Here is a 23,195-nt window from a genome sequence, read left to right as displayed (position 1 = left end):
CTTTCCTTACTTCACGGCGCCGAAGGTCAGGCCGCGGACCAGTTGTTTCTGACTGAACCACCCAAGGATCAGGATCGGGGCGATGGCCATGGTCGATGCCGCGCTGAGCTTGGCGAAGAACAGGCCCTCGGGGCTGGAATAGCTGGCGATGAACGCGGTCAGCGGGGCCGCGTCGACGGCGGTCAGGTTCAGGGTCCAGAACGCCTCGTTCCAGGCCAGGATGAAATTCAGCAGCACGGTCGAGGCGATGCCCGGGACCGCCATCGGCGTCAGGATGTAGAGGATTTCCTCTTTCAGCGTGGCGCCGTCCATGCGCGCGGCTTCCAGAATGTCGCCGGGGATTTCGCGGAAATAGGTGTACAGCATCCAGACGATGATCGGCAGGTTGATCAGCATCAGCACCACCACCAGCCCGGCGCGGCTGTCCAGCAGGCCCAGCTGGATGAACAGCAGGTAGATCGGGTACAGAACCCCCACCGCTGGCAGCATCTTGGTGGACAGCATCCACAGCAGGATGTCTTTGGTGCGCGCCGAGGGCACGAAGGCCATGGCCCAGGCGGCGGGCACCGCGACGATCACGCCCAGCAGGGTGGACCCGCCCGCGATGATGATCGAGTTCCACAGAAACCGCGTGTAGTTCGACCGTTCCTGAACCACCGCATAGTTTTCCAGCGTCCAGTCGAAGTTCAGAAAGATCGGCGGGCTGGCGATGGCCTGGGCCTCGGTCTTGAAGCTGGTCAGGATCGTCCAGAGGATCGGAAAGAAGATCAGCAGGCCGACAGCCCAAGCAAAGGCGGTATTGATCAGCTTGCGTTGTGTGGTGACGGTGCGGGCCATGATGTCGTCCTCCTCACGCGTCCAGGTTTTTGCCGACGATGCGCATCAGGAAGATGGCGACGATATTGGCAAGGATGATGGCATAGACCCCGCCGGCCGAGCCCAGCCCGACATTCTGGCTTTCCAGCACGCGCTGGTAGATCAGGTAGGTCAGGGTGCGGGTGCCGAAGGCGCCGCCTGTGGTCACGAAGATCTCGGCGAAGATCGACAGCAGGAAGATCGTCTGGATCAGGATGACGATCGTGACCGCGCGGCTCAGATGCGGCAGGATGATGAAAAAGAAGCGTTTCAGCGGCGGCGCGCCATCCATTTCGGCGGCCTCCAGCTGTTCGCTGTCCAGCGACTGGATCGCGGTCAGCAGGATCAGGGTGGCAAAGGGCAGCCATTGCCAGGACACGATCATCACGATCGACGGCATCGACGCCTCGGACAGCCACGAGATCGGCTCGGCCCCGAAGAACCGCCACAGATGGGCGAACAGGCCGTTGACAGGATCCATGAACATGTTCTTCCAGACCAGCGCCGAAACGGTGGGCATCACGAAGAACGGGGCGATCACCAGAATGCGCACGACGCCCTGGCCCCACATCGGCTGATCCAGCAGAAGCGCCAGCAGGATGCCCAGCACCACGGTGATGGCCAGCACACCGCCCACGATCACCAGCGTCGCCTGAACGGCGGGCCAGAAGGAACTTGAGGTTACGAACCGGACGTAGTTGTCGAATCCGACCCAACCCAGATCACCGCCGCGCAGCGGCAGGTATTTCTTGAAGGAAAAATACAGGGTCATCGTCAGCGGAACCAGCATCCAGCCCAGCAACAGGACCACGGCGGGGGCCATCATCAGGCGTGCGACGGATCGGGAGTGTTGAGTTGCCATGACGCAAGACCTCTCTGTTCAGGCGGCTTGTTGCCTGCGAGACTAACACGGGTTGTGGAAGGGGGGAGAGCGGGGGACAGAAACCTGCCCACCCGCCGGGAGGAGGCCTCAGTACCCTGCGGCTTCCATTTCTTCGGCCGTGAAGGCCTGTGCCTTGGCCAGAGCTTCGTCAACCGACTGCTGTCCGGCGTAGACCGCCGAGAATTCCTGGCTCACCTGGGTGGCGATGCCCGCGAATTCGGGGATGGCGACGAACTGGATCCCGGTATACGGCGTCGGCTTGACGCAGCAGTTTTCCGGATCGGCCGCAAGGATCGACTTCAGCGTCATCTGCGCGAAGGGGATGTCCTTGTAGTTCGGGTTCTCGTACAGCGACTGGCGTGCGCCCGGAGGAACATTGGCCCAGCCTTCGTTCTCGGCAACCAGTTCGATATAGTCTTTCGAGGTGGCCCATTCGATGAACTGCTTGGCGGCATCCTCTTTCTGGGTGCCGGCCGGAATGGCCAGGGCCCAGGCCCACAGCCAGTTGGCGCGCTTGTCAACGCCTTCCGAGTTCGGTGCCAGAGCAAATCCAACCTGATCGGCGACAGTCGAGTCGTTGGGGTTGGTCACGAAGGATGCCGCAACGGTGGCGTCGATCCACATGCCGCATTTGCCCTGCTGGAACAGCGACAGGTTCTCGTTGAAGCCGTTGGTGGCATACCCGGCGGGGCCGGATTCGTTCATCATGTCGACGAAGAAGGTCAGTGCTTCTTTCCACTCGGGCTGATCGAACTGGGGTTTCCAGTCTTCGTCGAACCAGCGCGCGCCGAACGAGTTCGCGGTCACGGTGATGAAGGCGCCGCCCTCACCCCAGCCGGCCTTGCCGCGCAGGCAGATGCCGTTGATGTCGTTGTCCCGGTCCGTCATCGCAGCTGCCGATTCGCGGATGAATTGCCAGGTCGGCGCCTCAGGCATCTCCAGACCGGCCTTCTCCATCAGGTCGGTGCGGTACATGATCATCGAGCTTTCGCCATAGAACGGCGCCGCGTACAGCGTGCCATCATGGCTGAGGCCGCCGCGCATCGCGGGCAGGATGTCGTCCACGTCATATTCCGCGGACATACCGTCCAACGGCACAAGCCAGCCGTTTGCGCCCCAGATCGGCGTTTCATACATGCCGATGGTCATGATGTCGAACTGGCCGCCTTTGGTCGAGATGTCGGTGGTCACACGCTGGCGCAATACGTTCTCTTCCAGCGTGACCCATTCCACCTCGTGGCCGGTCGCTTCGGTGAATTTGTCGGTGTATTTCTGCATCCGGATCATGTCGCCGTTGTTGACGGTGGCGATCGTGATCGTCTCGGCCGACGCGGCGCCGGCGGTCAGGGCCGCGGCACTGGCCGCCCATAGAACAGATTTCAGGTACATTCTTTCCTCCCTGGTGTCGAATTACCTGGAGGAAAGCATCGTGAATTATTTGCCGCGCGTCAACTAAAATTTTACGCGCGTAAAAAAGTTGTCGAAAATCAGGCCGAACTCCGCAGTATCAGACGCGCGGGAAACAGGGTTTCGGTGCGCGCGCTCAGCCGCCCGCCGGATTCGACCAGTTGCGTCAGCGTCTCGACGGAGCGATTCGACACCGCGTTGTAGTCATGCGCCGCGGTGGTCAGCGACGGGCAGGTGAACTTGGAAAACGGATGGTCGTCATGCGAGGCGACGCGCAGGTCGCAGTCGTCGCCCAACCCGACCCGCAGGCCCTTTTCATAGCAGGCAGACAGGAACCCGATGGCCAGCCGGTCGTTGCTGCACAGAATGGTGCGCGAGGGCAGCCTGGGCTGCTCCAACAGCTTGAATGCGCCCTCGCGGCCGATTTCCTCGAACCCCCAGCCGCGACCATCGACCTTGATCACCTGCGGTTCGAAGCCCAGGCTCTCAATCTTATTGACATAGGCGATACGGCGCTTGTTGGCGTTGGGGTTGGCAGGATGCCGCATTTCGAAGAACGCCGGCGGTTCGCCGCTGCGGCACAGGTAATCGACGGTCTGTTCGATGAAGCTGGCATTGTCCGACCCGACAAAGGCCGCGCCCATGCCCTCCAGGTTGCTGTCGAACAGGATGGTGGGTATATCCTTGCAGAACTTCTCGATGAATGATCGGTCGGAATCGCGCCCCAGCGGCGCCAGCAGCACGCCGGCCGGTTTCAGCGCGCGCAGGCTGTCGAGAATCTCGGCCTCCTGCGCGGGGTCGCCATAGGCGCTGTAGAGCGTCGGGCGGAACCCGGCCTCGATGCATTTTTCCTCGATGTTGCGGGCGATCTCGGCAAAGAACGGGTCGGCCAGATAGGGCACCACGATGCCGACATTCTTGGTCAGCTTGCGGTTCTGGTTCATGGCAAAGATGTTGGGGCGATAGTCGAACCGCTCCAGCGCCTGCTCGATCCGTTCGCGGGTCGACCGACGGACGCTGTCGGGATCGTTGAAGTATTTCGAGACCGTCGGGCGCGAAATCCCGCTGACGGCGGCGAACTCCTCCATGTTCCGGATTTTTCTGGGTGCCATGCCTTGCCTCTGGCGCGGGACACGGCCCGCGCCACTCTGAATTTGTCGGTGTTTTACCTTTTCTTATCGCGCGACAAATTTCAACGGCAGAGTTCCGGGACGGCCATTCCGGTCAAATCAGCATCTCGAGCCGGGCCTCAGGGAAGCGTTGCAGAACCGGCGCGATCCGGTCCGCGGGCAGCAGGCACAGCGCGGTCGACAACCCGTCGGCCAGCGCCGCGTCAGGGGCCGAGACCGAAACCGCCCGATGCCGGACCGGCTGACCCTGCGGGCCCAGAATGTGGCCATGACGACCGGCCAGTTGCGTCGCATCAGGGGCTGAGGTTGCCACCGCCCGGTCGCGCAGCTCGATTCGCCGGGTCACGCCTTCGGGGCCGGCCAGGCCGACGCGCCAGTCCGACCCGTCGTCGCGGCTGCCGATGGCGGCGATCTCGCCCATGTCGACCAGCACATCGGTCAGCCCCTGCGCCCGCAGCAGCGCCGCGATGCGGTCGGTCACGGCGCCCTGCGCGATGCCATTCAGTGTCAGCGCCGCGCGGCCAGGATGGGGCAGGCGGATCGCTTCGGCCGATACCGAAACCCCCTGCCACCCGACCAGCGCCCGCGACCGTTCCACTTCGGCATCCGGGGCGCCGCTCGCCAGCGCCATCCACAGCGGTTGAACGGTCGGGTCGAATGCGCCGCCGGTTGCGTCATGCAAGGCGGCGCTTTGGGTCAGCACCTGCAGCAGTTCCGGCGCCGGGGCGGTCAGGGTGCCGTCACGGTTCAGGCGGCTCAGCTGCGAGTCCGGGCGGTACAGGCTGAAGATATTCTCCAGACGGTCCAGTTCGGCCTCGAGCGCGGCGATGATCAACGCGGCCTGCGCGTTGCTCAGCCCGCCCAGCTGCAGGCTGGCGGGTGCCCCCAGCGCGGTGCCGCGCCAGCGGGCAACCGGGGCGGCGCGCGCCACGGTCGGCAAGGCGGCGCAGGCGGCCGAGATGGTCAGGAAACGGCGGCGGGACAGGGGGGTCATGCGGGTGTCTCCAGGGATTGCGTCAGATCGACGGGGCCAAGCGCCGCGTCGTCGGGAATGTCGGTCAGGGGCAGGGCGGTGCCACTATAGGTTTCGATGAACCGCGCGGCGGCGTCCGGTGTTGCAAAGGGCACGATCTCGGGCGCGCCCATGCCGCCGGCCACGCCGGCGCCCACCACGAAAGTGGCTTGATCGGCGGCGATCCAGTTCGATATGCCCGGCTCGTGCCAGCTGGGGGCCGCGCCCATGTCGCTGACATAGACCGCGGTGATCTCGGCATCCCGCTCGGGGCTTTTGAGATAGGCCACCATGTCGCGCACCTGCGCAAAGAACAGCGGCGCGGGATAGCCCTCCAGATGTATCTGCCCCTTGGGACCGCCGTGTTCGGCCACGTTCATCTGGCAGAAATAGCTGAGCGCGGTTTCGGTCAGATCGACCGGATCCGGCGGGGCGGCTGCCTGTTCTTCCTTGCAGGCTGCCAGCGCGATCAAGGCAATCAGGGCAAGGCGCGTCATGGCTCGACCCTTCGGAACGCCAACCGGGCCAGGGCAAAGGCCAGCACCGGCCAGATCAGCAGCGAGCCGGGCGCCGCCCAGGCGGGCAGGGCCTGCGCGGCGCCGGTCATGCCGGACGCCATCGCCACGCCCTCGGTCGCGGCGATGTTCCACAGACGGAAAGCGTCGGCCGGGTTGGCCACCATCACCCAGGGAAAGACGGATTGGGTGAAGACGCCGCCCTTGTCCATGACGACGGCTCCCAACAGCCCAAGATCATAGAGGACGACGAAGACCAGCCAGAGCCCGGCCGACAGACCTGCCGCCGCCGTTGCGCCCCTCGCCAGGGCGGACAGCAGGTATCCCAGCGCCAGAAACACGGCGCCCAGCAGAATCGAGGTGACGATCAGCCGGCCAAGCGCGAACAGGCTGTCCGCGCCCGCGCCGCCGAACCACGCGGCGACCGCCCCGGCGGTGCCGAAACCGACCGTCATCGCAAAGGCCAGCGCCGCCAGATGTGCGGTGAATTTGCCCAGCAGAATTTCCCCGCGCCCCGCCGGGTAGGACAGCAGCAGCGACAGGCTGCCCCGGTCCACGTCACCGGCGATGGCGTCAAAGGAAATCATCAGCGCCAGCAACGGCGCAAGATATACCGAAAGAGTGGTCATCGAGGCGACCGACACCGTCAGCATGTCGACCCCCAGCGTGCCGGTGGGCGCGCTTCCGGCAAAGGTCAGGGCCAGCGCGAACAGAACCATGATCAGCGTCGCCACCAGCAGCCAGCGGTTACGGCGCAGGATCAGCATCTCGGTACGGGTGATGGCAAGGAAACGGGTCATTGCAGCGCCTCCTGAGCATAGTGGCGATAGAGGTCTTCCAGCTTGGGCGGGGTCATCTCGAGGTCGGCCACCGCGTCACCCATCGCGGCGATGCGGCGCAGCGCTTGCATCTTGTCGGCGGGCGAACACAGCAGCTCGACCGAGGCGCCGTTGATCCGGTCGCCGCCCAGTTCGGCGGCCAGCGCGTCGGCATTGGCGCGGGCGCGTACCCGCAGCCGGATCGGCAACCCTGCCAGCGCCGACAGGTTGGCCAGCGTGTCATCGGCCACCATCCGCCCCTTGCGCATGATGGCGATGCGGTCGGTGCGGGCCTCGACCTCGGTCAGGGCGTGGCTGGCGATCAGCACGGCGGTGCCCTGCGCGGCCAGCTCGTCGATGATAGCGTACAGGTCCTGGCGCGAAATCGGGTCCAGCCCCGATGTCGGCTCGTCCAGCAGCGCCAGCTTCGGCTGGCCCAGCAGCACCTGCGCAAGGCCCAGCCGCTGCCGCATCCCCTTGGAATAGGCGCCGATCCGACGGTCCATCGCGTCGCCCAGCCCGACACGGTCCAGCAAGGCGGGCACGTCGGCGCGGGTGCCTGACAGCTTGGCAAACAGGGTCAGTTGCTCGCGCCCGGTCAGGGCCGGGTGGAACGAGACCGCCTCGGGCAGATAGGCCGTGTCGCGACGCGCCTGCGCGCTGCCGGGGGCGGCGGTGCCGATGCGGATCGTGCCGGCCTGGATGGGCGTCAGGCCCAGGATCGACTTGATCAGGGTGGATTTTCCGGCGCCGTTGTGGCCCAGCAGCGCCACGCGCTGTCCGGGGTCGAGCGTCAGGGAGATATCGCTCAGAACGCGGGTCTTGCCGCGATCCTTGCAGACCGTTTGGATGGTCAGGGCCTTATCCGTCATGAGGCACCTTTTTCATGGCTGGGGGTTGAGGGGCTTGCATCAAGGGGTGGCTGTCGATCACGCCACCCGGCAGCAGCGCCGGGAAGGCCGATTGCGACCAGCGCACCAGCTGCACGGCAGGCGAGCCGAGCAGCAGCTTGGCTGCGGGTTGGGTCCACAGCACATGGTCCATGCTATCGTTGGGGCGATAGGGGGCATCGGCGATGCCGTCGCCGTTCACGTCAAAGGCGGCGAAATCGGACCAGTAGTTGCCGCGGCCCTCTTCCGACCACTCGACCCATTTGGTCGAGACGTATTTCACCTGTGTCCGGTTGCCGACAAAGGCGTTGCCGACGATCCGGTTGCGTTCGCTGCCGGCGGTGAAATGGATCCCGATGCCGCAGCCTTCGAACCAGTTGTCGGTGAATTCGTTCTTGTTGGAATTGTACAGAAAGGTGCACTTCTCCTTGGCGCCTTTCACCACGTTGCCTGAGATCACGCTGTCATTGGCATAGTTCAGCATGACCCCGTGTTCGCGGTCGCCGACCGAGACGTTGTTGATCACCTGCACGTTCGAGGTGAACATCACCGCATAGCCCAGATCGTTGCCGATCGAGAGGTTTTCACTGACGATGGAATCGTCGGCATACATGTAGTGCACGGCAAAGCGCAGATCGCGGAAGGTGTTGCCGGTGAAGGTGTTCTTCTTCGACGAGTTCACGAAGATTCCGTCGCGGCCAAAGCGGATGTCATTGCCTTCGACCACCGCGCCCGGCGCGTTCCAGACATAAACACCGTTGCCGCGGTCGTTCATCCGGCGGTCCTGCCGGCCCTCGATGCGGTTGCCGCGCACGATGCTGTCATCGGCACCGTGGATGTCGATGCCATAGAGATTGCCCAGTAGCACGTTGTTTTCCACCACGGCGGCGCGGGCCGTCTTGGTCAGTTGGATGCCGCTGTCGATCTCACCATGGTTCGACCCCGACCCGATCACAGTCAGGCCGCGCAGGTTGATGTCGGGTCCGGTCACGGTGATGACGCTGCCGGTGCCTTGTCCGTCGATGGTGGCCTGGCCCTGCCCGTCGATGGTGACGGGCCGGTCCAGAACCAAGCGTTCGGCATAGACGCCGGGGCTCAGGCGGAGGGTGTCGCCATCCGCCGCCTGCGCCAGTGTCTCAGTGATGGCCCCCGCCCGGTTGGGCACGTCCCAGTCCGCCGCCCAAAGCGGCGAGCCGAGCAGAAGCGGGATGAGCAGGGGCCAGCGCATGGGTCAGGCTCCCTGCGGTTCGACCAGCATCCGGCCGCGCATTTCCATGTGCAGCGCGTGGCAGAACCACTGGCAATAGAACCAGTGCACGCCCGGACGGTCGGCAGTGAAGGTGATCGAGGCGGTGGCCTGCGGCGCGACCTCGAAGGCGATGCCGTAGTTGCCCAGGCAGAAGCCGTGGGTCACATCGTCCACGTCATCCAGGTTGGTGACGTAGATCGTGACCTCGTCGCCCTGTTTGACGGTGAACTTCTCGAGGCTGAAGGTCGGCGCCTGCGAGACCATGTAGACCCGCACCTTGTTGCCGTCGCGGATCGGCTCTTCGGCGCCTTCCTCCAGATCGACGCCATCGGCCTCGGCCTGTTTGCGCGCATCTTCCCAGGTCGGGTCGTTGCGGTCCCAGACGTTGACCGGGTTGACGATGTCGCGGCGCACGATGATCGAGTCATGCGGCTCGGCAAAGGTCGGGCCGTCATGCACCACCTTCATCTCGTCGGTCGAGATGTCGATCACCTGCTCGTTCTCGGGCTTGAGCGGGCCGGTGTTCAGAAACCGGTCCTTCGAGAACTTGTTCATCGAGATCAACCACTTGCCGTCGGCCTCTTTGGTTTCACCCATCGACGTCGAGTTGTGGCCCGGCTGGTAGTGCACGTCGACCTTCGAGATGATCGGGTCGACGTCCTCGCCGTTGTAGGCGCGGATGGCCTTGTCGAGGTTCCATTTGACGATCTGGCTGTCCAGGAACAGCGTGGTGAAGGCGTTGCCCTGACCGTCATAGGCGGTGTGAAGCGGGCCAAGGCCCAGCTGCGGCTCGCCCACGATGCATGAACGCGGATCGGCGTCGCTTTCGAACAGGGCATCCAGCTTGGTCACGTCCATGATCGACACGGTCGGCGACAGCTTGCCGTTGATGCAGACATGTTTGCCGTCGGGCGCGGTGTTGATGCCGTGCGGCGAGTTCGGGATCGGAATGTAGCGGGTATACTTCTTGTTCGACCCCTTGCGCCCGTCCAGAACCTTGACGCCCTTGATCTCCTGATAGTCGCCCGCGGCGATGCCGGCCTCGATTTCCTTGAGGTTGAAGACGACGACGTGGTCCATCTCGCTCTCGGTCATCTCGGCCAGGTTCATGCCCATTTCCGAGTTGTACGAGGTCGAGTAGGCGTATTTGCCCTGATAGTCGCAATCGGTGTTGTCGAGGTTGCCCGACACCATCACCTGCCAGGCGATCTCCATCGTGTCACCGTCGATGGCGGTGAAGATGTTGACGTATTGCGACGGATCGTCCAGCACGCTGCCGTCGTTGATCAGCGGGGTTTCGTCCTCGCCATTGGCAAAGACATAGCCGGTGCGCGGGAATTTCTGCGGGCGCAGACCGTGGATCGCCTTGGCGTTGGGGATCTCGATGATCTTGTCGCATTTCATCACGTCGCAGCGCACGCGGGCCACGCGTGTGTTGGCCTTGTCGTTCATGAACAGATAACGGCCGTCATAGGTGCCGTCGGTGAACGACATGTGCGGGTGGTGCAAGTCGCCGTTGTCATAGGTTTTCATGCCGCGCTTGGCCAGGAACTCCTTGGTTTCCGGCAGCAGGCCTTCGGTCATGATCTTCAGCGACTCGTTGGTCTGGCCCCATCCGGTGGCCGAGCAGCGGTTGAACACCGGCACCCGCATCAGTTCGCGCATGGAGGGGAAGCCCATGATGCGCAGCTCGCCAGTCTGGCCCGAAGACCAGAAGCCGTAATACTCGTCCAACTCGCCTGGCGCCAGTTCGACCTTGGCCGCAGCGCTGGCCTGTTTGGCGGTCATCATCGTGGACCCAAGGCCGGTTCCGGCCAGCACGGCCCCGGTGGCCGTGGCCCCCAGCATCCCGCGGCGGGTGATGTTCAGTTTGGTGTCGTGGTCCGACATGGTCGTTCCTCCTTTTAGGAAACGGTTTGCGGTTTGGCGTTCGGATGGTTCGCCGGTGGTTGTCCGAGGGGGGTCTTGATCTTGACCGACCCGGTCTTGGCCCGCCGTTTCAGTTGGCGGATGACGACGGGACATTTGCTCTCGGACTGATAGAGCACCTGACAATGCAGGCAGGTGACGCACTCGTTCGGGTTGATCTCGCCGGAGGGGTGGATGGCCTGAACGGGGCATTCGTTGGCGCAGGTCTGACAGGGGTTGCCGCAATCCTTGTAGCGGCGCAGCCAGTCGAACATGCGGATACGGGCGGGGATCGCCAGCGCCGCGCCCAGCGGGCACAGATAGCGGCAATAGAACCGTTCGATGAACAGGCCGATCACCAACAGACCCACCGCAAAGACCACGAAGGGCCAATCGCGCATGAATTTCAGGATGATCGCGGTCTTGAACGGTTCGACCTCGGCATATTTCTCGGCCAGCGGGATCGACACCATGCTCAGGCCGAACAGCGCCAGGAAAATCATGTACTTGATCGGCCACAGGCGCTCGTTCAGGCCCCAGGGCAGGGTCCATTGCGGCACTTTCAGCGCGCGGGCGATCTTGTTGGTCAGCTCTTGCAGGGCACCGAAGGGGCACAGCCAGCCGCAATAGGCCCCGCGCCCCCAGAACAGCAGCGCGGCGGCCACGGCAAACCATTGGATGAACACCAGCGGGTCCAGCAGAAAGGCATCCCAGGTGAAGCCGCCGCGCAGGCTGCCGGCCAGCGCCATGATGTTCACCACGCTCAGCTGCGCATTCGCGTACCAGCCGATGAAGAACAGTGTCATCGTCAGGAACCCGATGCGGAACCAGTAGAAGACCCGCGCGTTCATCGTGGCGTGGAACTGGAAGAAGAAAGTGATCGTCAGCACCAGCAGCATGGCGCCCAAGACGGCGATCTCGACCTGGCGGTCCTTCCAGATGCGCTGCCACAGGGCCGACTTGGCGGCGGCCTCGCCTGTGGCATCGTTCACGACCTTGGGCGCCGCCGCGACCGGCAACAGGTATTGTTCGGGCAGATTGTAACCCAGATCAAAGGTCAGGAAGGTCTTTTCCACCGCGCCGATGGCCCGCTGCACCAGCAGTTGCAGGCGGAACGGTTCGGTCGGGTCGAACTCGGCATCGGCGGGGATCTTGAAGATGTCCAGCTCGGTAAAGCTGGGCGCATCCTCGGCGGCCACCGTGCCCAGGCGACGGTGCTGACGGTCGAAGAACCGTACCGAATTGTCGCCCTGGATCAGCTGGATCCGGTCGAAGATCCCGCCGCGCACATAGCCCGAGCCCTTGAAGCTGTACTTGCCGCGGCCCAGCACCAAGATCGCGTGTTCGCCCTCGTCCAGCCAGTTGACCAGGTTCTGGTACTCGGCCTCGCCCAGCAGCGACTTGCCGATCGAAGGCACCGAGACCAGCGCCACATGCATGTCGATGAAGGTGTCCTCGGGGTTGCCCTTCTCGGGGCGCTTGATCGCGCGCTGGTCGCCGGTGGCCTCGAAGGCGGCGTTGACCTGACCCACGTCCAGCGTCAGCCGCCGGGTCGAGCCGTCGCCCGAGAGCGTTGACCAGTCATGAGTGTCGGCCTTGGTCATGTCGACTTGGCGCTGGGGGCCGTCGGCTTGCACTTCGGACAGACCGCCCAGACCCAAGGCGCGGGCCACCTTGATGCCGCCGCGCACAAGGCTGTCATCGATCACCATGATCGTAACGGTCGCACCCGAGATGATGTCCAGATCATGTCCCTCGCCGCCTGTCTCGACCTCGCGCTTGAGGTCCAGACCGGCATAGCCTTCGGTCAGCTCGACCATGCGCGCGTTGGGAATGCCGATCAGAACGATGGGTTCGGAATGTTTGACCAGCTTGACGCCGGTCAGCACCGCATCACCGTCGATGGCGGCGACGACGTGAATGGGCTTGCCGGAATAGCCGGTGGTGCCCACGAAATCGGATGTGAGAAAGGCCCAGGCGACGGTTTCACCGCCCTTCAGCACCGGGGCCACCGGCACGTCTTCACGCACCGGACCGATGGCATCGGCACCGGTCGCCAGTTCGGCGGGTTCGATCTCGGGCAGGAAGCTGGCCAGACTGTCGGCCCGCGCGCCAAGCGCCAGCAGGCAAAACAGGACAAGGGCAACAAGGAAATGGGCAGCGCGGGTCACGACCACGGCGCACCTCCTTCGGTTCGGGTTGACGCCATGGACGCGCGGGGCGCGCGTTCGGTTCTGATTTCGGGCTCGGCCGGGGGGCCGCGGGTTTCGGGCCACAGCCGTTCGGAGCTGTACGAATCCAACAGATCGGCGCACTCACAACGTGTTATCTGCACAAATCCGGGCTGTTGCACCTGCGGCAGGTCGGGGACCGGTGCCGCCGCCGTGATCGCGCACAGGGCGCAATCGGCACACTTCGGGCAGGGCGCGGTCGGGTCGCCAGTGTCGCCTTCCAGGTCCACCTGCACCCAGACCGCGCCTGCCTCCGAGCAGATCTCCATCCAGGTGCCCTGGCCGGGACTCGCCAGCGCTGGCCCAAGCACCTGCAACATCAAAAGAAGGATGCCCGCCAGCCCGGGTGCCACGCGTATCGCGCGGACAGGGAGGCTGTGGTTTTGGCGGGCGGCGGGCATGGAGACTCCGACTCGAATTTGATGTTGCCCGAGTCGTAAGTGAATGGTTGGCGGTGCGACTTGACTTCGATCAGGTGGTCAAAAAAATGGCACTTCGGTTTGGCGGCCGATCGCCTGGGATCAGCCGTCGGCCTCATCCATCAACCGCCGCACCCAGCGCCCCGCCAGCCAGCTGGCCGGAACCCCAAGGGGCACACACCAGATCAGCGCGGCCACCGGTGTAACTGCGCCGAACCCCAGCGCATGGGCGATCAACCCGGCCAGAAACAGGTTGATGGCGACAGTCAGCGCCGTCGCCGGATACAACAGAATGGCCAGTTTCCAGACCGGCCAGCGCCCGTCAGTGGCTGGTGCCTTCCGAGAAGGTGATCTTGTTCCAGACATTGTATTTCCCCGAAGGTTTGCGCATCGGCAGGCGTTTGATTTCCTCGAGCGTCTGCGCGTCATAGACGATCACCGCACCGTCATCCTCCCAGATCGACACCAGCGCATGGGCGCCGTCGCGGGTGAATTCCACGTGCGCCACGGTCTTGCCCGGCGCGGGCCGCAGGGTTTTGACGATCTCGAGGCTCTGCTTGTCGATCACATGCATCGCGTCCTTGTTGGGGCCGAAGAATACGTCGGCCCAGACATAGGGCGAGTTCTCGTGGCTGCGCATGAAAAAGCCCGGGCCTTCGGTCTCGATCCGCTTGATCGTTTCCCAGGTGCCCATGTCGATGACCGAGATGGTGCCTTCGGTCAGGTGCGGCGTGGCCATCACCGTGGTGCCATCCCGCTGCCAGGTGATGCCCGAGCCCAGATGCGGCATGCCGGGCAGGTCCAGATCCGCCACTTTCTGCCCGATCACGAGGTCGATCACCTGACCGCCCTTGCCATCGCGCGACGCGCCCATGACGTATTCATAGCTCTGGTCGAAAAAGAAATCGTCCAGATAGTCGGGCGTGGTGATCTTGCGGACGGGGAAGGGGTCGGGATTCTTGAACTGCCCCTCGATCCGGAAATCATGACCCAGCCCGAATTGCGGCGGGTTATCGCCATAGAACACTTCCCAGATCTCGGGCACATCCTTGAGCGCCAGCACGAAGCTTTCGCGCGGGGGGGCCTGGTACACGGCCGAGACCCGGCTGGGCTTGCCCTGTTTGCCCTTGACCTCGACCACCTTGGCGACCGACAGATCCTCAGTCGACAGCAGGGTCAGGCTGTTGGGCAGATAGTTTGCCACGGCCAGCCACTTGCCGTCGCCCGACATTGCGATGTTGCGGCTGTTCAGGCCGGCGCGGATGCGGCCCACCTGTTGCAGCGCCCAGATGTCGTATTTCTGCACCCAGCCATCGCGTGACATGATGAACACATAGCGCCCATCGGGGCTGAACTTGGGGCCGCCATGCACGGCAAAGGGGGTTTCGAACCGGTCCAGAATCTCGAACGTGTCGCCGTCCAGAACGCTGACATGGTGATCGCCGGTTTCCACCACCAGCGTGATGTTCATCGGGTCGCTGTCCCAAACCGGCGCATCGACCTGTGCGTAATCGGCATCCAGCGTGCGGCTGGCCATGATCTGTTCGGCATCCCATTCGGGGTCGACCTCCAGCGGAGATTTCAGCCAGCCCGCCAGTTCCTCGATCTGAAGTGAGTCCAGCTCGTGCGCGAAGGCAGGCATCTGGGTCGCGGGGCGCCCTTCGGCGATGACGGCGGCCACGCGGGGGCCGCGCATGCGTTTGAGAGTTTCGGGGATCAGCGCCGGGCCGACGCCGCCCAGCCGCGCCTCGCCATGGCAGCTGGCGCAATGCTCGGCGTAATCCGCCGCCGGGTCGGCCAATGCCAATCCGCCCGCCAGAACCGAGCACATCGCGGCGACCGTCGTGGCGCGGGTCATGCGTCCGCGCGCGGCATTGTTCGATGCGTCAGGGCAGCGGTCGTCAGAAGAACTGATGCGCCGGATCATGGCTTTTCCCCCGGAAAGGCGTGACCTGCAGGCGCTCGCCCGCGCTGTCCACGCCGATTTCGTCATTGGTCAGGTAGCAGGCCGGATCTTCGGCCCACGGGTCGCCGGTCAGCTGCAGGGCCCGGATGCGGGTGTTGCCGCCGCAGACATCCTGCAACCGGCAGGCGCCGCACCGCCCCTTCAACGGGCGCGGCCGTGTGCGCAGCAGGGCCAGCATCGGGTCATCCCCGGACCACAACTCGGAAAACGGAGTGAGTTTGACGTTGCCCACCGTGTAGTCCGACCAGTAGGTGTCGGGATGGACGCGGCCCAGATTGTCGATATTGGCTACGCCCAGACCGCTGGAATTGCCGCCCCAATGGGCCAGGTGCTCGCGCACATGCGCGACGGCGTCGGCGTCGAACCGGGCGGCGGCCCAGTTCAGGAAATACCCGGCATCCGCGTCGTTGTTGCCGGTCACGATGTCCAGCGGGCGTCCGCCCGAGGCGGCCTCCCATGCGCGGGCCAGCAACAGGTCGAGCCCCTGCCGGGTGCGCTGATGTTCCGCGTCCTCGCCCCGGTTCTTGTCGCCGCGCCCCGCATAGACCAGATGCGAAAGATAGAACTTGTCCACCCCCTCGTCGTCGCACAGTTTCAGCAGGTCGGGCAGGTGGTGCTGGGTGCCCTCGGTCAGGCAGAACCGCAGGCCCACCTTGATGCCGCGCTTCTTGCATTCGCGCACGCCGCGCAGGGCGTCATCAAAGGCGCCCTCGACCCCGCGGAACCAATCATTCGTGGCCCCGATTCCGTCCAGCGAGATGCCGACGTAATTGAAGCCCACATCGGCGATCATGTCGGCGGTTTCGTCGTGGATCCGCGTGCCATTGGTCGACAGCGCCAGCATCGGTACCAGCTGGCGCGCGCGCCGGGCGATGTCAAAAAAATCGAACCGGTCCAATGGCTCCCCGCCCGAGAGGATCAGGGCCGGGACGCGAAATTGGCCCAGATCCTCAAGGGTGACCATGGCTTGCTCGTGGCTGAGTTCGCCCGGGAAGGCCACATCCGCAGACACGGTGTAGCAATGGCGGCATTTCAGGTTGCAGCGCCGGGTCAGGTTCCAGATCACCACCGGTTTCACCGGTCCGGTGCGGCGTTTGCGCACCGGCGTCGGGTTGACCAGCTGCTGCATGTATTCGGTCAGGCGGAACATCGGTCTCAGCCTTTCGCTTTCAGGCGCAGCCCGGTTTTTTTCAGGATGCGCGTGGAATAGAGAATGTTGCTGCCCCGGCAGGCCGATCCCAGGATCGTGGCGATCTGGCCGCGTTTGTCTTCGACCTCATCGGGCGAGCTGCCATGAACCATGGCGAACAGGTTGTAGGGCCAGTCGGGCAGGGCGCGGGGCCGTTCATAGCAATGGGTGACGAAGGGCAGTGCTCCGATATGGGCGCCGAGTTCGGTGATCAGGTCGTCCTGCACGTCCCAGACGGTCATGCCGTTCGACGTCATGCCCAGCTTGTAGTGGTTGGGGGCCGCGGCGATCCGCCGGATCACCCCGCGTGCCTTCAGCGCTGCCAGCCGGTGCAGCAGGGTGGCTTCCTCGATCCCAAGATCGTCGGCGACCTGCGCAAAAGGCGCGGGCACCAGGGGCAACCCGCCCTGCAGCGCCTCGATGATCCGTCTGTCGGTTGCGTCGATCATGCTGCCACCCGGAAGCCGATGAAGAATTCCTGCAGTTTCGGGAACCGCTGAACCGTGATCCCCGTCTCGCGTTCGATCGCGTCGGCCGTGGCGGTGATCGCCTCGGGCGTTTCGGTCGCCAGAACGAACCACATGTTCAGCCGGTGCGTGCGTTCATAATTATGCGCCACCTCGGCGTGTGCATTGACTTTGCTCAGGACGGTTTCAAACTCGGCCTCGGGCACCGCCATGGCGCACAGGCAGAAATCCCCGCCCATGGCGGCGGCGTCGAAGAACGGGCCGAACCGGGTGATGACCCGGTCAGCCTTCATCCGAGCCAGCCGGTCCAGCAGGTCCTGTTCGGTGATCCCCAGTTCGGTTGCCACATTGGCATAGGGGCGGGGGGTCAGTGGCAAGTCCTCCTGCAGGCGGTTCAGCAGGCGGCGGTCGGTGTCGTCCAGCGGGGTCATGCGGCGGCCTCTTTCGGTTTGATCAATGCGCCGGTCTGTTTGAAGCATCGGGTCGAGAACAGAACCTTGTGCGCGGCGCCTGCCAATTCAGGCAGGGCGGCGGCGCCGGCCAGGATGCCCCGCGCCTCGGAGCGCGACCGGGCGTGGATCATGGAATAGAGCCGATAGGGCCACACGCCCTCGACCGGCTGGCGCTCATAGCACAGGGTCACACCGGGATGGGCGGCCAGTGCGGGGCCCGCGTGGTCGATCCGCTCGACGGGCAGGTCCCACACGACCATGGCGTTGGCCGACCACCCCAGCGCCCGGTGCCGCACGATAACCCCCAGGCGCGAGATGACGCCAGCCTTGTGCAACACCCGGATGCGGTTCATTACGTCCTCGGGGGTGCGGTTCAAGGACCGGGCCAGCGCCGCGTAAGGGTCGGCCATCAGCGGCAGGCCCGCGCTGAGAGCCTGCAGGATGTCGCGATCGCCTTGCCGCAGAACGGTTCGGTCGACCGCACGCGGACGTGGCACGCGCCGCGAGCAACCCGACATGCGAAAACCCAGATCGACGTTGAACGGGCGGACCAGACGCAGGTCCAGAACGCGCAGCCCGGTGCGGTCGCTGATCCGGGCCAGGGTGGCGTCCACATGCGCCCGGTCGGGGCCAGTGGCCACGAACCACAGGTTCCAGTCATCCTCGCGTTGGTAATTGTGGTTCACGCCAGGCTCGGCGTCGATCAGGGCGGCGATCTGTTCCACCTTGTCCTCGGGCGCGGCAACGGCAGCCAGCGTGCTGGCCGAGGCCACGCCGGGCGCGACCGTCGCGCCGACGCGGGTGATGCGCCCGGCGGCGCGCATGCGGGTCAGGCGGTCGATCACCTCGGCCTCATCCAGCCCCAGCGCCGCGGCCAGCACTTGGAACGGCCGGTCGGCAACAGGAAAATCGCGCTGCCAGTCATCCAGCAGCCTGCGGTCGATCGGGTCGGTGATGTGGCACATCGCTTACAGCCCCGTTCTGTGCGCACGCGCGGTGAAGAAGATGCCCGAGGGGCTGTCGGCCGGAATTTCCCGCAGCTTTTCAAAGCTGTGGGTGTCATAGACCATGACCGTGTTTGCATCGCGCACGCTGATCCAGACCTCGTGCCCGCGCGGGGTGAACTCCATGTGCAGCACCGCCGGGCCCGGTTTGAACTCTTGGATGACCTGTTTGCTGACCGTGTCGATCACCTGGATCGTGTCGTTCAGCGGGTGGGCGAAATTCACCCAGACCTGCCGGCCGTCGGGCCGCGCCATGGCAAAGACGGGCTGGCCGTATGTCTGGGTGCGCCCGGTTTCCGTGAGTGTGTCGGCATCGACCCAGAGCACCTGGTGATGGCCGACGGCCGGCAATACGAATTCGGCGCCCGTATGCGCCCAGCCTTCCAGATGGGGCATCTTGTAGACGGGCAACTCCTGTTGACCGCGCCCATAGCCGGGCAGCACCCGGATCGGTTCGGGGGTGTCCGCCCACAGGTCCAGCGCGGTCAGCCCGTCCTGCCCGAACAGACCGGTAATGTAGGTGCGGCCATTGGCGGTGATCAGCGCGTCATAGGGGTTTTTGCCCATGTCGGTGATCTTGGTGATCTGCGGGTCGGTGCCGCGCGCGAAATCGGCGATCCAGGTCTCGCCCGTATCCCACATGGTGAACACGAAACGGCGGCCCGGCGCATCGACCAAGCCGATGGTCTTGCTGCCGGTGGGGATGTCGGCCACCAGATCCAGCGTGTCGGCGTCAAAGACGCGGACCCCGCCGGGTTCATAGTTCGACACCGCCACCAGCGTGCCATCGTCAGAGATCGCCCCACCGATGGCGTTGCCGGCCTGTACGACGCGCTTGGCGATCTGACGGGTCACGATATCGACTTTGGTCAGCCCGCCGTCGCGCCCGAACACATAGGCAAAACGTTCATCCGGCGAATAGACCAGCGAGGCATGGGACAGATCGCCCAGCCCCTCGATCCGTGCCAGCGCGGCGCGGTCGGACTGATCGACCAGCAGGACCGAACCGGCGGCCCGCTCGATCACCAGCCCCAGGTCTCCGGTGGCGGTGGGTTCGGCATGGGCTGCGGTCATCAGCAGCGATGCCGCGAGGCCAAGGACAAACTGTTTCATTGCGCCTCCGGTTTCAGCAGATAACGGGTGATCCATTCGGCCTCTTCCTCGGTGATAAGGGGCCGCCAGGGCGGCATGGCCGTGTCGGGGATGCCGTCCAGGATTACGCCGGTCAGGATTTCGGGGTCATAGTGCTGCAGGTTTCCCGCACGCAGATCGGGGCCCAGCCCGCCTTTCAGGGTCAGTCCGTGGCAGGACCCGCAATCCTGATGCACCAAACGTTTCAACGCGTTGGGATCCAGCGTGTCGGCGGCAAAGGCCGAGGTGGCAACCAGCACGGCGGCGGTCAATACCGCGCGCCCGGACCAGTCCCGACGGGCCGGTTCAATGGGCAGAGTCCTAGCCATGAGCGTGCTCCAGCAACTCTGCAACGGGCCGTTCGGCATACAGCGACACGACCTTGCCGATAATGAACAGGGTGGGGGCGGCCAGACCGGCCGCGCGCACGTCGGCGGCGACACGGTCCAGACGCGAGACAAGGCGGCGCTCGTCCGGGGTGGTCGCCTTGCCGACGGCCAGGACGGGGCTCGATCCCGGCAGATTCTCGGTCATCAGGCCCATGGCGATCTGGCCGATATTGGCGACGCCCATGTAGATGACCAGGGTGGTGTCAGGGTCCGCCAGGCGCTTCCAGTCGAGGTCCAACACCTTGTCGGCCTGACGATGGCCGGTGACATATTGCACCGATGTGGCCAACCCGCGATGGGTCAGCGGCACGCCGGTCGAACAGCTTGCCCCCTGCGCCGCGGTGATGCCGGGCGCGTATTCCACGGCGATGCCATGGTCCGTCAGAAACGCCGCCTCTTCCGAACCGCGGCCAAAGATCATCGGATCGCCCCCCTTGAGGCGGGCAACTATGTGGCCCGCGCGGGCCTGTTCCAGCAGGATCTGGTTGATCCGGTCCTGGGGCACGGTATGGCATTTGGGCGCCTTGCCCACGGGGATAAGCCGCGCGCCGGGGGCGTGCATGGCCAGGATCTCGTCCGAGACCAGGCGGTCGTAGACGACCACATCCGCCTCGCGCAGCATCCGCAGGGCGCGCAGGGTCATCAACTCGGGGTCTCCGGGTCCGGCGCCGATCAGAAAAACCTTACCGCTCATGGTGCAATCTCGCTTGGTCTGAATGTCATCGGGACCCGGGTGTTCCGGTCGGTTCCGAGCGCGGACAGAGCGGCGGATCGGGACGTTGCTGGGGTGGCCGGGCGTGTCATGGCCGCAGACTGGCGCATTCGCAAAGGGGCCTCCTTGACATAAGTTAAGGAGCGCGGGATTTGCGCCCGCGCTCCTGTTGTTTGCCTGCGTTCAGGGTTCGACGGTGACCATACCGACCATGTTCTGGGTTTCCCAATGAGGGCCGCACAGATAGTCCTGCGGGCCGGGCTCAAGGAACGTCATATCGATCGTTTCCTCGGGGAAGATGCGGTCGGATTCGGGCTGACTGCCATCTTTAAGCAGCACCGAATGGCTGGTGCGCTTGTCCACGTTGACCCAGCGAACCGTGGTGCCGGGCTTGACCGTGATCCGGGCCGGGCAGAAGTTGTACTTGTACATCAGCACCACCTCGGCATCCTGCGCTGCGTCAGAGGGTTCGCCGAAGAGTTCGACATAGCGCTCCTCGGCCTCGGCGCAGATCTGGTCGGTTTCATCGGCCAGGGCCGGCAGGGCCGCAACAAGGGCCAGGACTGCGGTCAGAAGGGGCTTGGTCGTCATGGTCGCATGTCTCCTCGGCTGTGGAAAAGGGGCCGGATCGCCGGCCCCTTTTCGTTACTGTTTGACCACGTTGATGTCGGCGCTGTCGTCATCCAGCGCGAGGCTGGTGTTCAGCGTGACGTGGTGGAACCGCGCCGCCGTATGGTCATCGTGGATGGCAAAGCCCACCGTGTAGGTCTTGCCCGGCTCCAGCGGGACGTCGCCCGGCGCGCCCGAGTTCAGCGGACGTGAGAACACCACCGTCCACATGCCGCCCGACAGGCTGGCCGAGGCCGAGATCTCGCCATCATTGACCACGCGCTGTTCCAGCAGATAGCCGTTGGTGGCGCTGCCGTCGGCATAGACGCGCATCAGGTCAAGGAAAGTGCCGTCCTGCAGGTACTGCGCGATCTGCTCTTCGGCCTGCAGCTTGTCCCAGCCGCCCAGCGGCTTGCCGCGCCGGCCTTTGACTTCGACCTCGGTGCGGCTTTCGCTGATGTACTTGGTGACGGTGTCCTTGGCCGTCAGGCGTCCAGCCACGTCCGGGTTGGCGGCGATGGTTTCGACATCGGGCGCAAAGGGCATATAGGTGTTGTCGGCGTGGCACGAGGCCCAGCACCCCACCTGTTCGCCCAGCTCGATCCCGGTACCGGTGATCATCATGGCGACCTTGATCGGGTTGTCCGGGTCCATCTTGCCGCCGTCGACGAAGGGCACGGGATTGTGACCCGCATCCGCCCATTGCAGCCGGATATACAGGTTTTCGTCGTCATGCGCGGCCTGAACCGTGGCGTCGATCACCCCGCGCTTGCCGGGGATCGGGGTCGGTTCGAGATCACCGCCGGCGACAATCTTGTTGCCGATCGCGTCCAGTTCCTTGGCGTGGCAGGTCGAGCACTGGTCGCCACCCTTGGTCAGCGGGCGTGCGCCGCCGTGGGTCTTGCCGTTCTGTACCCATTCGAACGAAGCCTGTCCCGGATAGAACAGTTTCAGATCGGTGCTGGCCACGGCGTTCCAGTCGATGTTGCCGCCCACGTCGCTACCGCCCGCGGCCGCGGCGTCGGTTGCGGTGCCATCGGCCTTGGCGCGCTCCTCGGCCACAGCCGCGTCGACCGCGGCGGCGATCTGTGCCTGCACAGCCTCCTGCTGGGCCTTGCGGGCGGCTTTCTCGGCCTCGGCTTCGGCGGCCTCCTTGGCTTCGATCCGTTCCAGGCTGGCCAGGTATTCCGGCGGGATCGGACGGGCGAAGGCCGGGTTCGGGGCTTCGAGCTCTTCCAGGAAATCTTCGGGTGCGCGGTCACGGATGTTCGAGTGTGCGATACCCTTGTGGCAGTCGATGCAGGTCTGGCCGACCTCCATCGCGTTCAGGTGCTGCTGCCGGGCGCGGGGCTTCTGGAACTCGGGCATCATCGACTCGAAATCGTGGCAGTTGCGGCACTCGCGCGAGTCGGTCTTTTTCATCCGCTGCCATTCGTTCATGGCCAGATGGATGCGCTTGGCCTCAAACTTCTCGGGCGTGCTGATCGAGCCGACCATCTTGCCGTACAGCTCTCTCGACGCTTTGATCTTGCGGATGATCTTGTGGGTCCAGTCCTTGGGCACGTGGCAGTCCGAACAGACCGCGCCCACGCCCGAGCGGTTCACGTCATGGATCGTGCCCTTGTACTCGGTATAGATGTAGTCGCGCATCTCATGGCACGAGACACAGAATTTCTCGGTGTTGGTGGCTTCCATGGCGGTGTTGAACCCGCCCCAGAAGATGATGCCGGCGACAAAGGCGGCGGCGATGCCGGCCACGGGCATTCCCCACAGGAAATACCGGCGCCAGATCGGTTTTTTCTTTTCCGGTTCGGACTGGGTCATGTCCAGGCTCCGTTTTGGCTGTCTTGTCTGGCCTTGGGTGTCAGGCCGGTGAAATTGGCTGAGGTTTCACCGGGCCAGAGCGGCCCCGCGAACGTGGAAAGGGCGGGCGAGGGGCCCGCCCTTTCCTGTGTTTGG

Annotated in this window: 23 protein-coding genes; all 23 read right to left on the bottom strand. The window is 64.6% G+C overall.

Annotated features, from left to right (window positions below):
* Positions 1-6: 6 nt before the first annotated feature.
* A complete protein-coding gene (locus ACR0NY_RS14475) occupies positions 7-837 on the bottom strand; it encodes a carbohydrate ABC transporter permease (RefSeq protein WP_093963212.1) in 831 nt (276 codons plus the stop codon).
* Positions 838-850: 13 nt separating this feature from the next.
* Positions 851-1,717: a carbohydrate ABC transporter permease gene (locus ACR0NY_RS14470; RefSeq protein ID WP_093963211.1), complete on the bottom strand. Its 867-nt coding sequence runs from the start codon at positions 1,715-1,717 to the stop codon at positions 851-853.
* 108 nt (positions 1,718-1,825) lie between these two features.
* A complete protein-coding gene (locus tag ACR0NY_RS14465) occupies positions 1,826-3,127 on the bottom strand; it encodes an ABC transporter substrate-binding protein (RefSeq protein WP_170369494.1) in 1,302 nt (433 codons plus the stop codon).
* Between the two features lie 98 nt (positions 3,128-3,225).
* Entirely contained in the window at positions 3,226-4,257 is a 1,032-nt protein-coding gene (locus ACR0NY_RS14460; RefSeq protein WP_170369492.1) for a LacI family DNA-binding transcriptional regulator, read from the bottom strand.
* Positions 4,258-4,369: 112 nt separating this feature from the next.
* Positions 4,370-5,269, bottom strand: a complete 900-nt coding sequence (locus tag ACR0NY_RS14455) for an FAD:protein FMN transferase (RefSeq protein ID WP_170369490.1) — start codon at positions 5,267-5,269, stop codon at positions 4,370-4,372.
* The gene (locus ACR0NY_RS14450) at positions 5,266-5,784 is read right to left on the bottom strand and encodes a nitrous oxide reductase accessory protein NosL (protein WP_170369488.1); all 519 of its coding nucleotides are present in this window, start codon (positions 5,782-5,784) and stop codon (positions 5,266-5,268) included. The genes ACR0NY_RS14455 and ACR0NY_RS14450 overlap by 4 nt, the downstream gene beginning before the upstream one ends.
* Complete coding sequence (locus ACR0NY_RS14445; RefSeq protein WP_170369486.1) at positions 5,781-6,602, bottom strand: ABC transporter permease; 822 nt, start codon at positions 6,600-6,602, stop codon at positions 5,781-5,783. The genes ACR0NY_RS14450 and ACR0NY_RS14445 overlap by 4 nt, the downstream gene beginning before the upstream one ends.
* Positions 6,599-7,492 (bottom strand): ABC transporter ATP-binding protein, encoded by an 894-nt coding sequence (locus tag ACR0NY_RS14440; protein ID WP_170369484.1) that lies wholly within the window; start codon positions 7,490-7,492, stop codon positions 6,599-6,601. Before ACR0NY_RS14440 ends, ACR0NY_RS14445 begins: the two co-directional genes overlap by 4 nt.
* Positions 7,482-8,738 (bottom strand): nitrous oxide reductase family maturation protein NosD, encoded by a 1,257-nt coding sequence (locus tag ACR0NY_RS14435; protein ID WP_170369482.1) that lies wholly within the window; start codon positions 8,736-8,738, stop codon positions 7,482-7,484. The genes ACR0NY_RS14440 and ACR0NY_RS14435 overlap by 11 nt, the downstream gene beginning before the upstream one ends.
* A 3-nt stretch (positions 8,739-8,741) precedes the next feature.
* On the bottom strand, positions 8,742-10,649 hold the full coding sequence (gene nosZ, locus ACR0NY_RS14430) for a TAT-dependent nitrous-oxide reductase (protein WP_170369480.1): 1,908 nt from the start codon (positions 10,647-10,649) through the stop codon (positions 8,742-8,744).
* 14 nt (positions 10,650-10,663) lie between these two features.
* The gene (locus ACR0NY_RS14425) at positions 10,664-12,838 is read right to left on the bottom strand and encodes a 4Fe-4S binding protein (RefSeq protein ID WP_437342593.1); all 2,175 of its coding nucleotides are present in this window, start codon (positions 12,836-12,838) and stop codon (positions 10,664-10,666) included.
* The gene (locus ACR0NY_RS14420; protein ID WP_254432960.1) at positions 12,835-13,299 is read right to left on the bottom strand and encodes a DUF2946 family protein; all 465 of its coding nucleotides are present in this window, start codon (positions 13,297-13,299) and stop codon (positions 12,835-12,837) included. Before ACR0NY_RS14420 ends, ACR0NY_RS14425 begins: the two co-directional genes overlap by 4 nt.
* 120 nt (positions 13,300-13,419) lie before the next feature.
* Positions 13,420-13,683: a hypothetical protein gene (locus ACR0NY_RS14415; RefSeq protein ID WP_093963201.1), complete on the bottom strand. Its 264-nt coding sequence runs from the start codon at positions 13,681-13,683 to the stop codon at positions 13,420-13,422.
* Positions 13,640-15,175, bottom strand: a complete 1,536-nt coding sequence (locus ACR0NY_RS14410) for a nitrite reductase (protein ID WP_170369604.1) — start codon at positions 15,173-15,175, stop codon at positions 13,640-13,642. The genes ACR0NY_RS14415 and ACR0NY_RS14410 overlap by 44 nt, the downstream gene beginning before the upstream one ends.
* A 43-nt stretch (positions 15,176-15,218) precedes the next feature.
* Complete coding sequence (gene nirJ, locus ACR0NY_RS14405; RefSeq protein WP_170369476.1) at positions 15,219-16,433, bottom strand: heme d1 biosynthesis radical SAM protein NirJ; 1,215 nt, start codon at positions 16,431-16,433, stop codon at positions 15,219-15,221.
* Positions 16,434-16,438: 5 nt separating this feature from the next.
* Positions 16,439-16,921 (bottom strand): siroheme decarboxylase subunit beta, encoded by a 483-nt coding sequence (ahbB, locus tag ACR0NY_RS14400; protein ID WP_170369474.1) that lies wholly within the window; start codon positions 16,919-16,921, stop codon positions 16,439-16,441.
* Positions 16,918-17,370: an Lrp/AsnC family transcriptional regulator gene (locus tag ACR0NY_RS14395; protein WP_170369472.1), complete on the bottom strand. Its 453-nt coding sequence runs from the start codon at positions 17,368-17,370 to the stop codon at positions 16,918-16,920. Before ACR0NY_RS14395 ends, ahbB (ACR0NY_RS14400) begins: the two co-directional genes overlap by 4 nt.
* Positions 17,367-18,356, bottom strand: coding sequence for a siroheme decarboxylase subunit beta (ahbB, locus tag ACR0NY_RS14390; RefSeq protein ID WP_170369470.1), 990 nt, complete (start codon positions 18,354-18,356; stop codon positions 17,367-17,369). The genes ACR0NY_RS14395 and ahbB (ACR0NY_RS14390) overlap by 4 nt, the downstream gene beginning before the upstream one ends.
* A gap of 3 nt (positions 18,357-18,359) precedes the next feature.
* Entirely contained in the window at positions 18,360-19,508 is a 1,149-nt protein-coding gene (locus ACR0NY_RS14385) for a cytochrome D1 domain-containing protein (protein WP_170369468.1), read from the bottom strand.
* Positions 19,505-19,855 carry a c-type cytochrome gene (locus ACR0NY_RS14380; protein ID WP_170369467.1) on the bottom strand — a complete coding sequence of 117 codons (351 nt, stop codon included), beginning with the start codon at positions 19,853-19,855 and terminating at the stop codon, positions 19,505-19,507. The genes ACR0NY_RS14385 and ACR0NY_RS14380 overlap by 4 nt, the downstream gene beginning before the upstream one ends.
* Positions 19,848-20,609, bottom strand: a complete 762-nt coding sequence (cobA, locus tag ACR0NY_RS14375) for a uroporphyrinogen-III C-methyltransferase (RefSeq protein ID WP_170369465.1) — start codon at positions 20,607-20,609, stop codon at positions 19,848-19,850. Before cobA ends, ACR0NY_RS14380 begins: the two co-directional genes overlap by 8 nt.
* Positions 20,610-20,810: 201 nt before the next feature.
* Positions 20,811-21,218, bottom strand: coding sequence for a cupredoxin domain-containing protein (locus ACR0NY_RS14370; RefSeq protein WP_170369462.1), 408 nt, complete (start codon positions 21,216-21,218; stop codon positions 20,811-20,813).
* 54 nt (positions 21,219-21,272) lie between these two features.
* A complete protein-coding gene (locus ACR0NY_RS14365; RefSeq protein WP_170369460.1) occupies positions 21,273-23,060 on the bottom strand; it encodes a NapC/NirT family cytochrome c in 1,788 nt (595 codons plus the stop codon).
* Between the last annotated feature and the right edge of the window lie 135 nt (positions 23,061-23,195).

The sequence above is a fragment of the Ruegeria sp. BJ5 genome (assembly GCF_056537865.1).
This window is presented reverse-complemented; position numbering and strand designations above follow the sequence as displayed.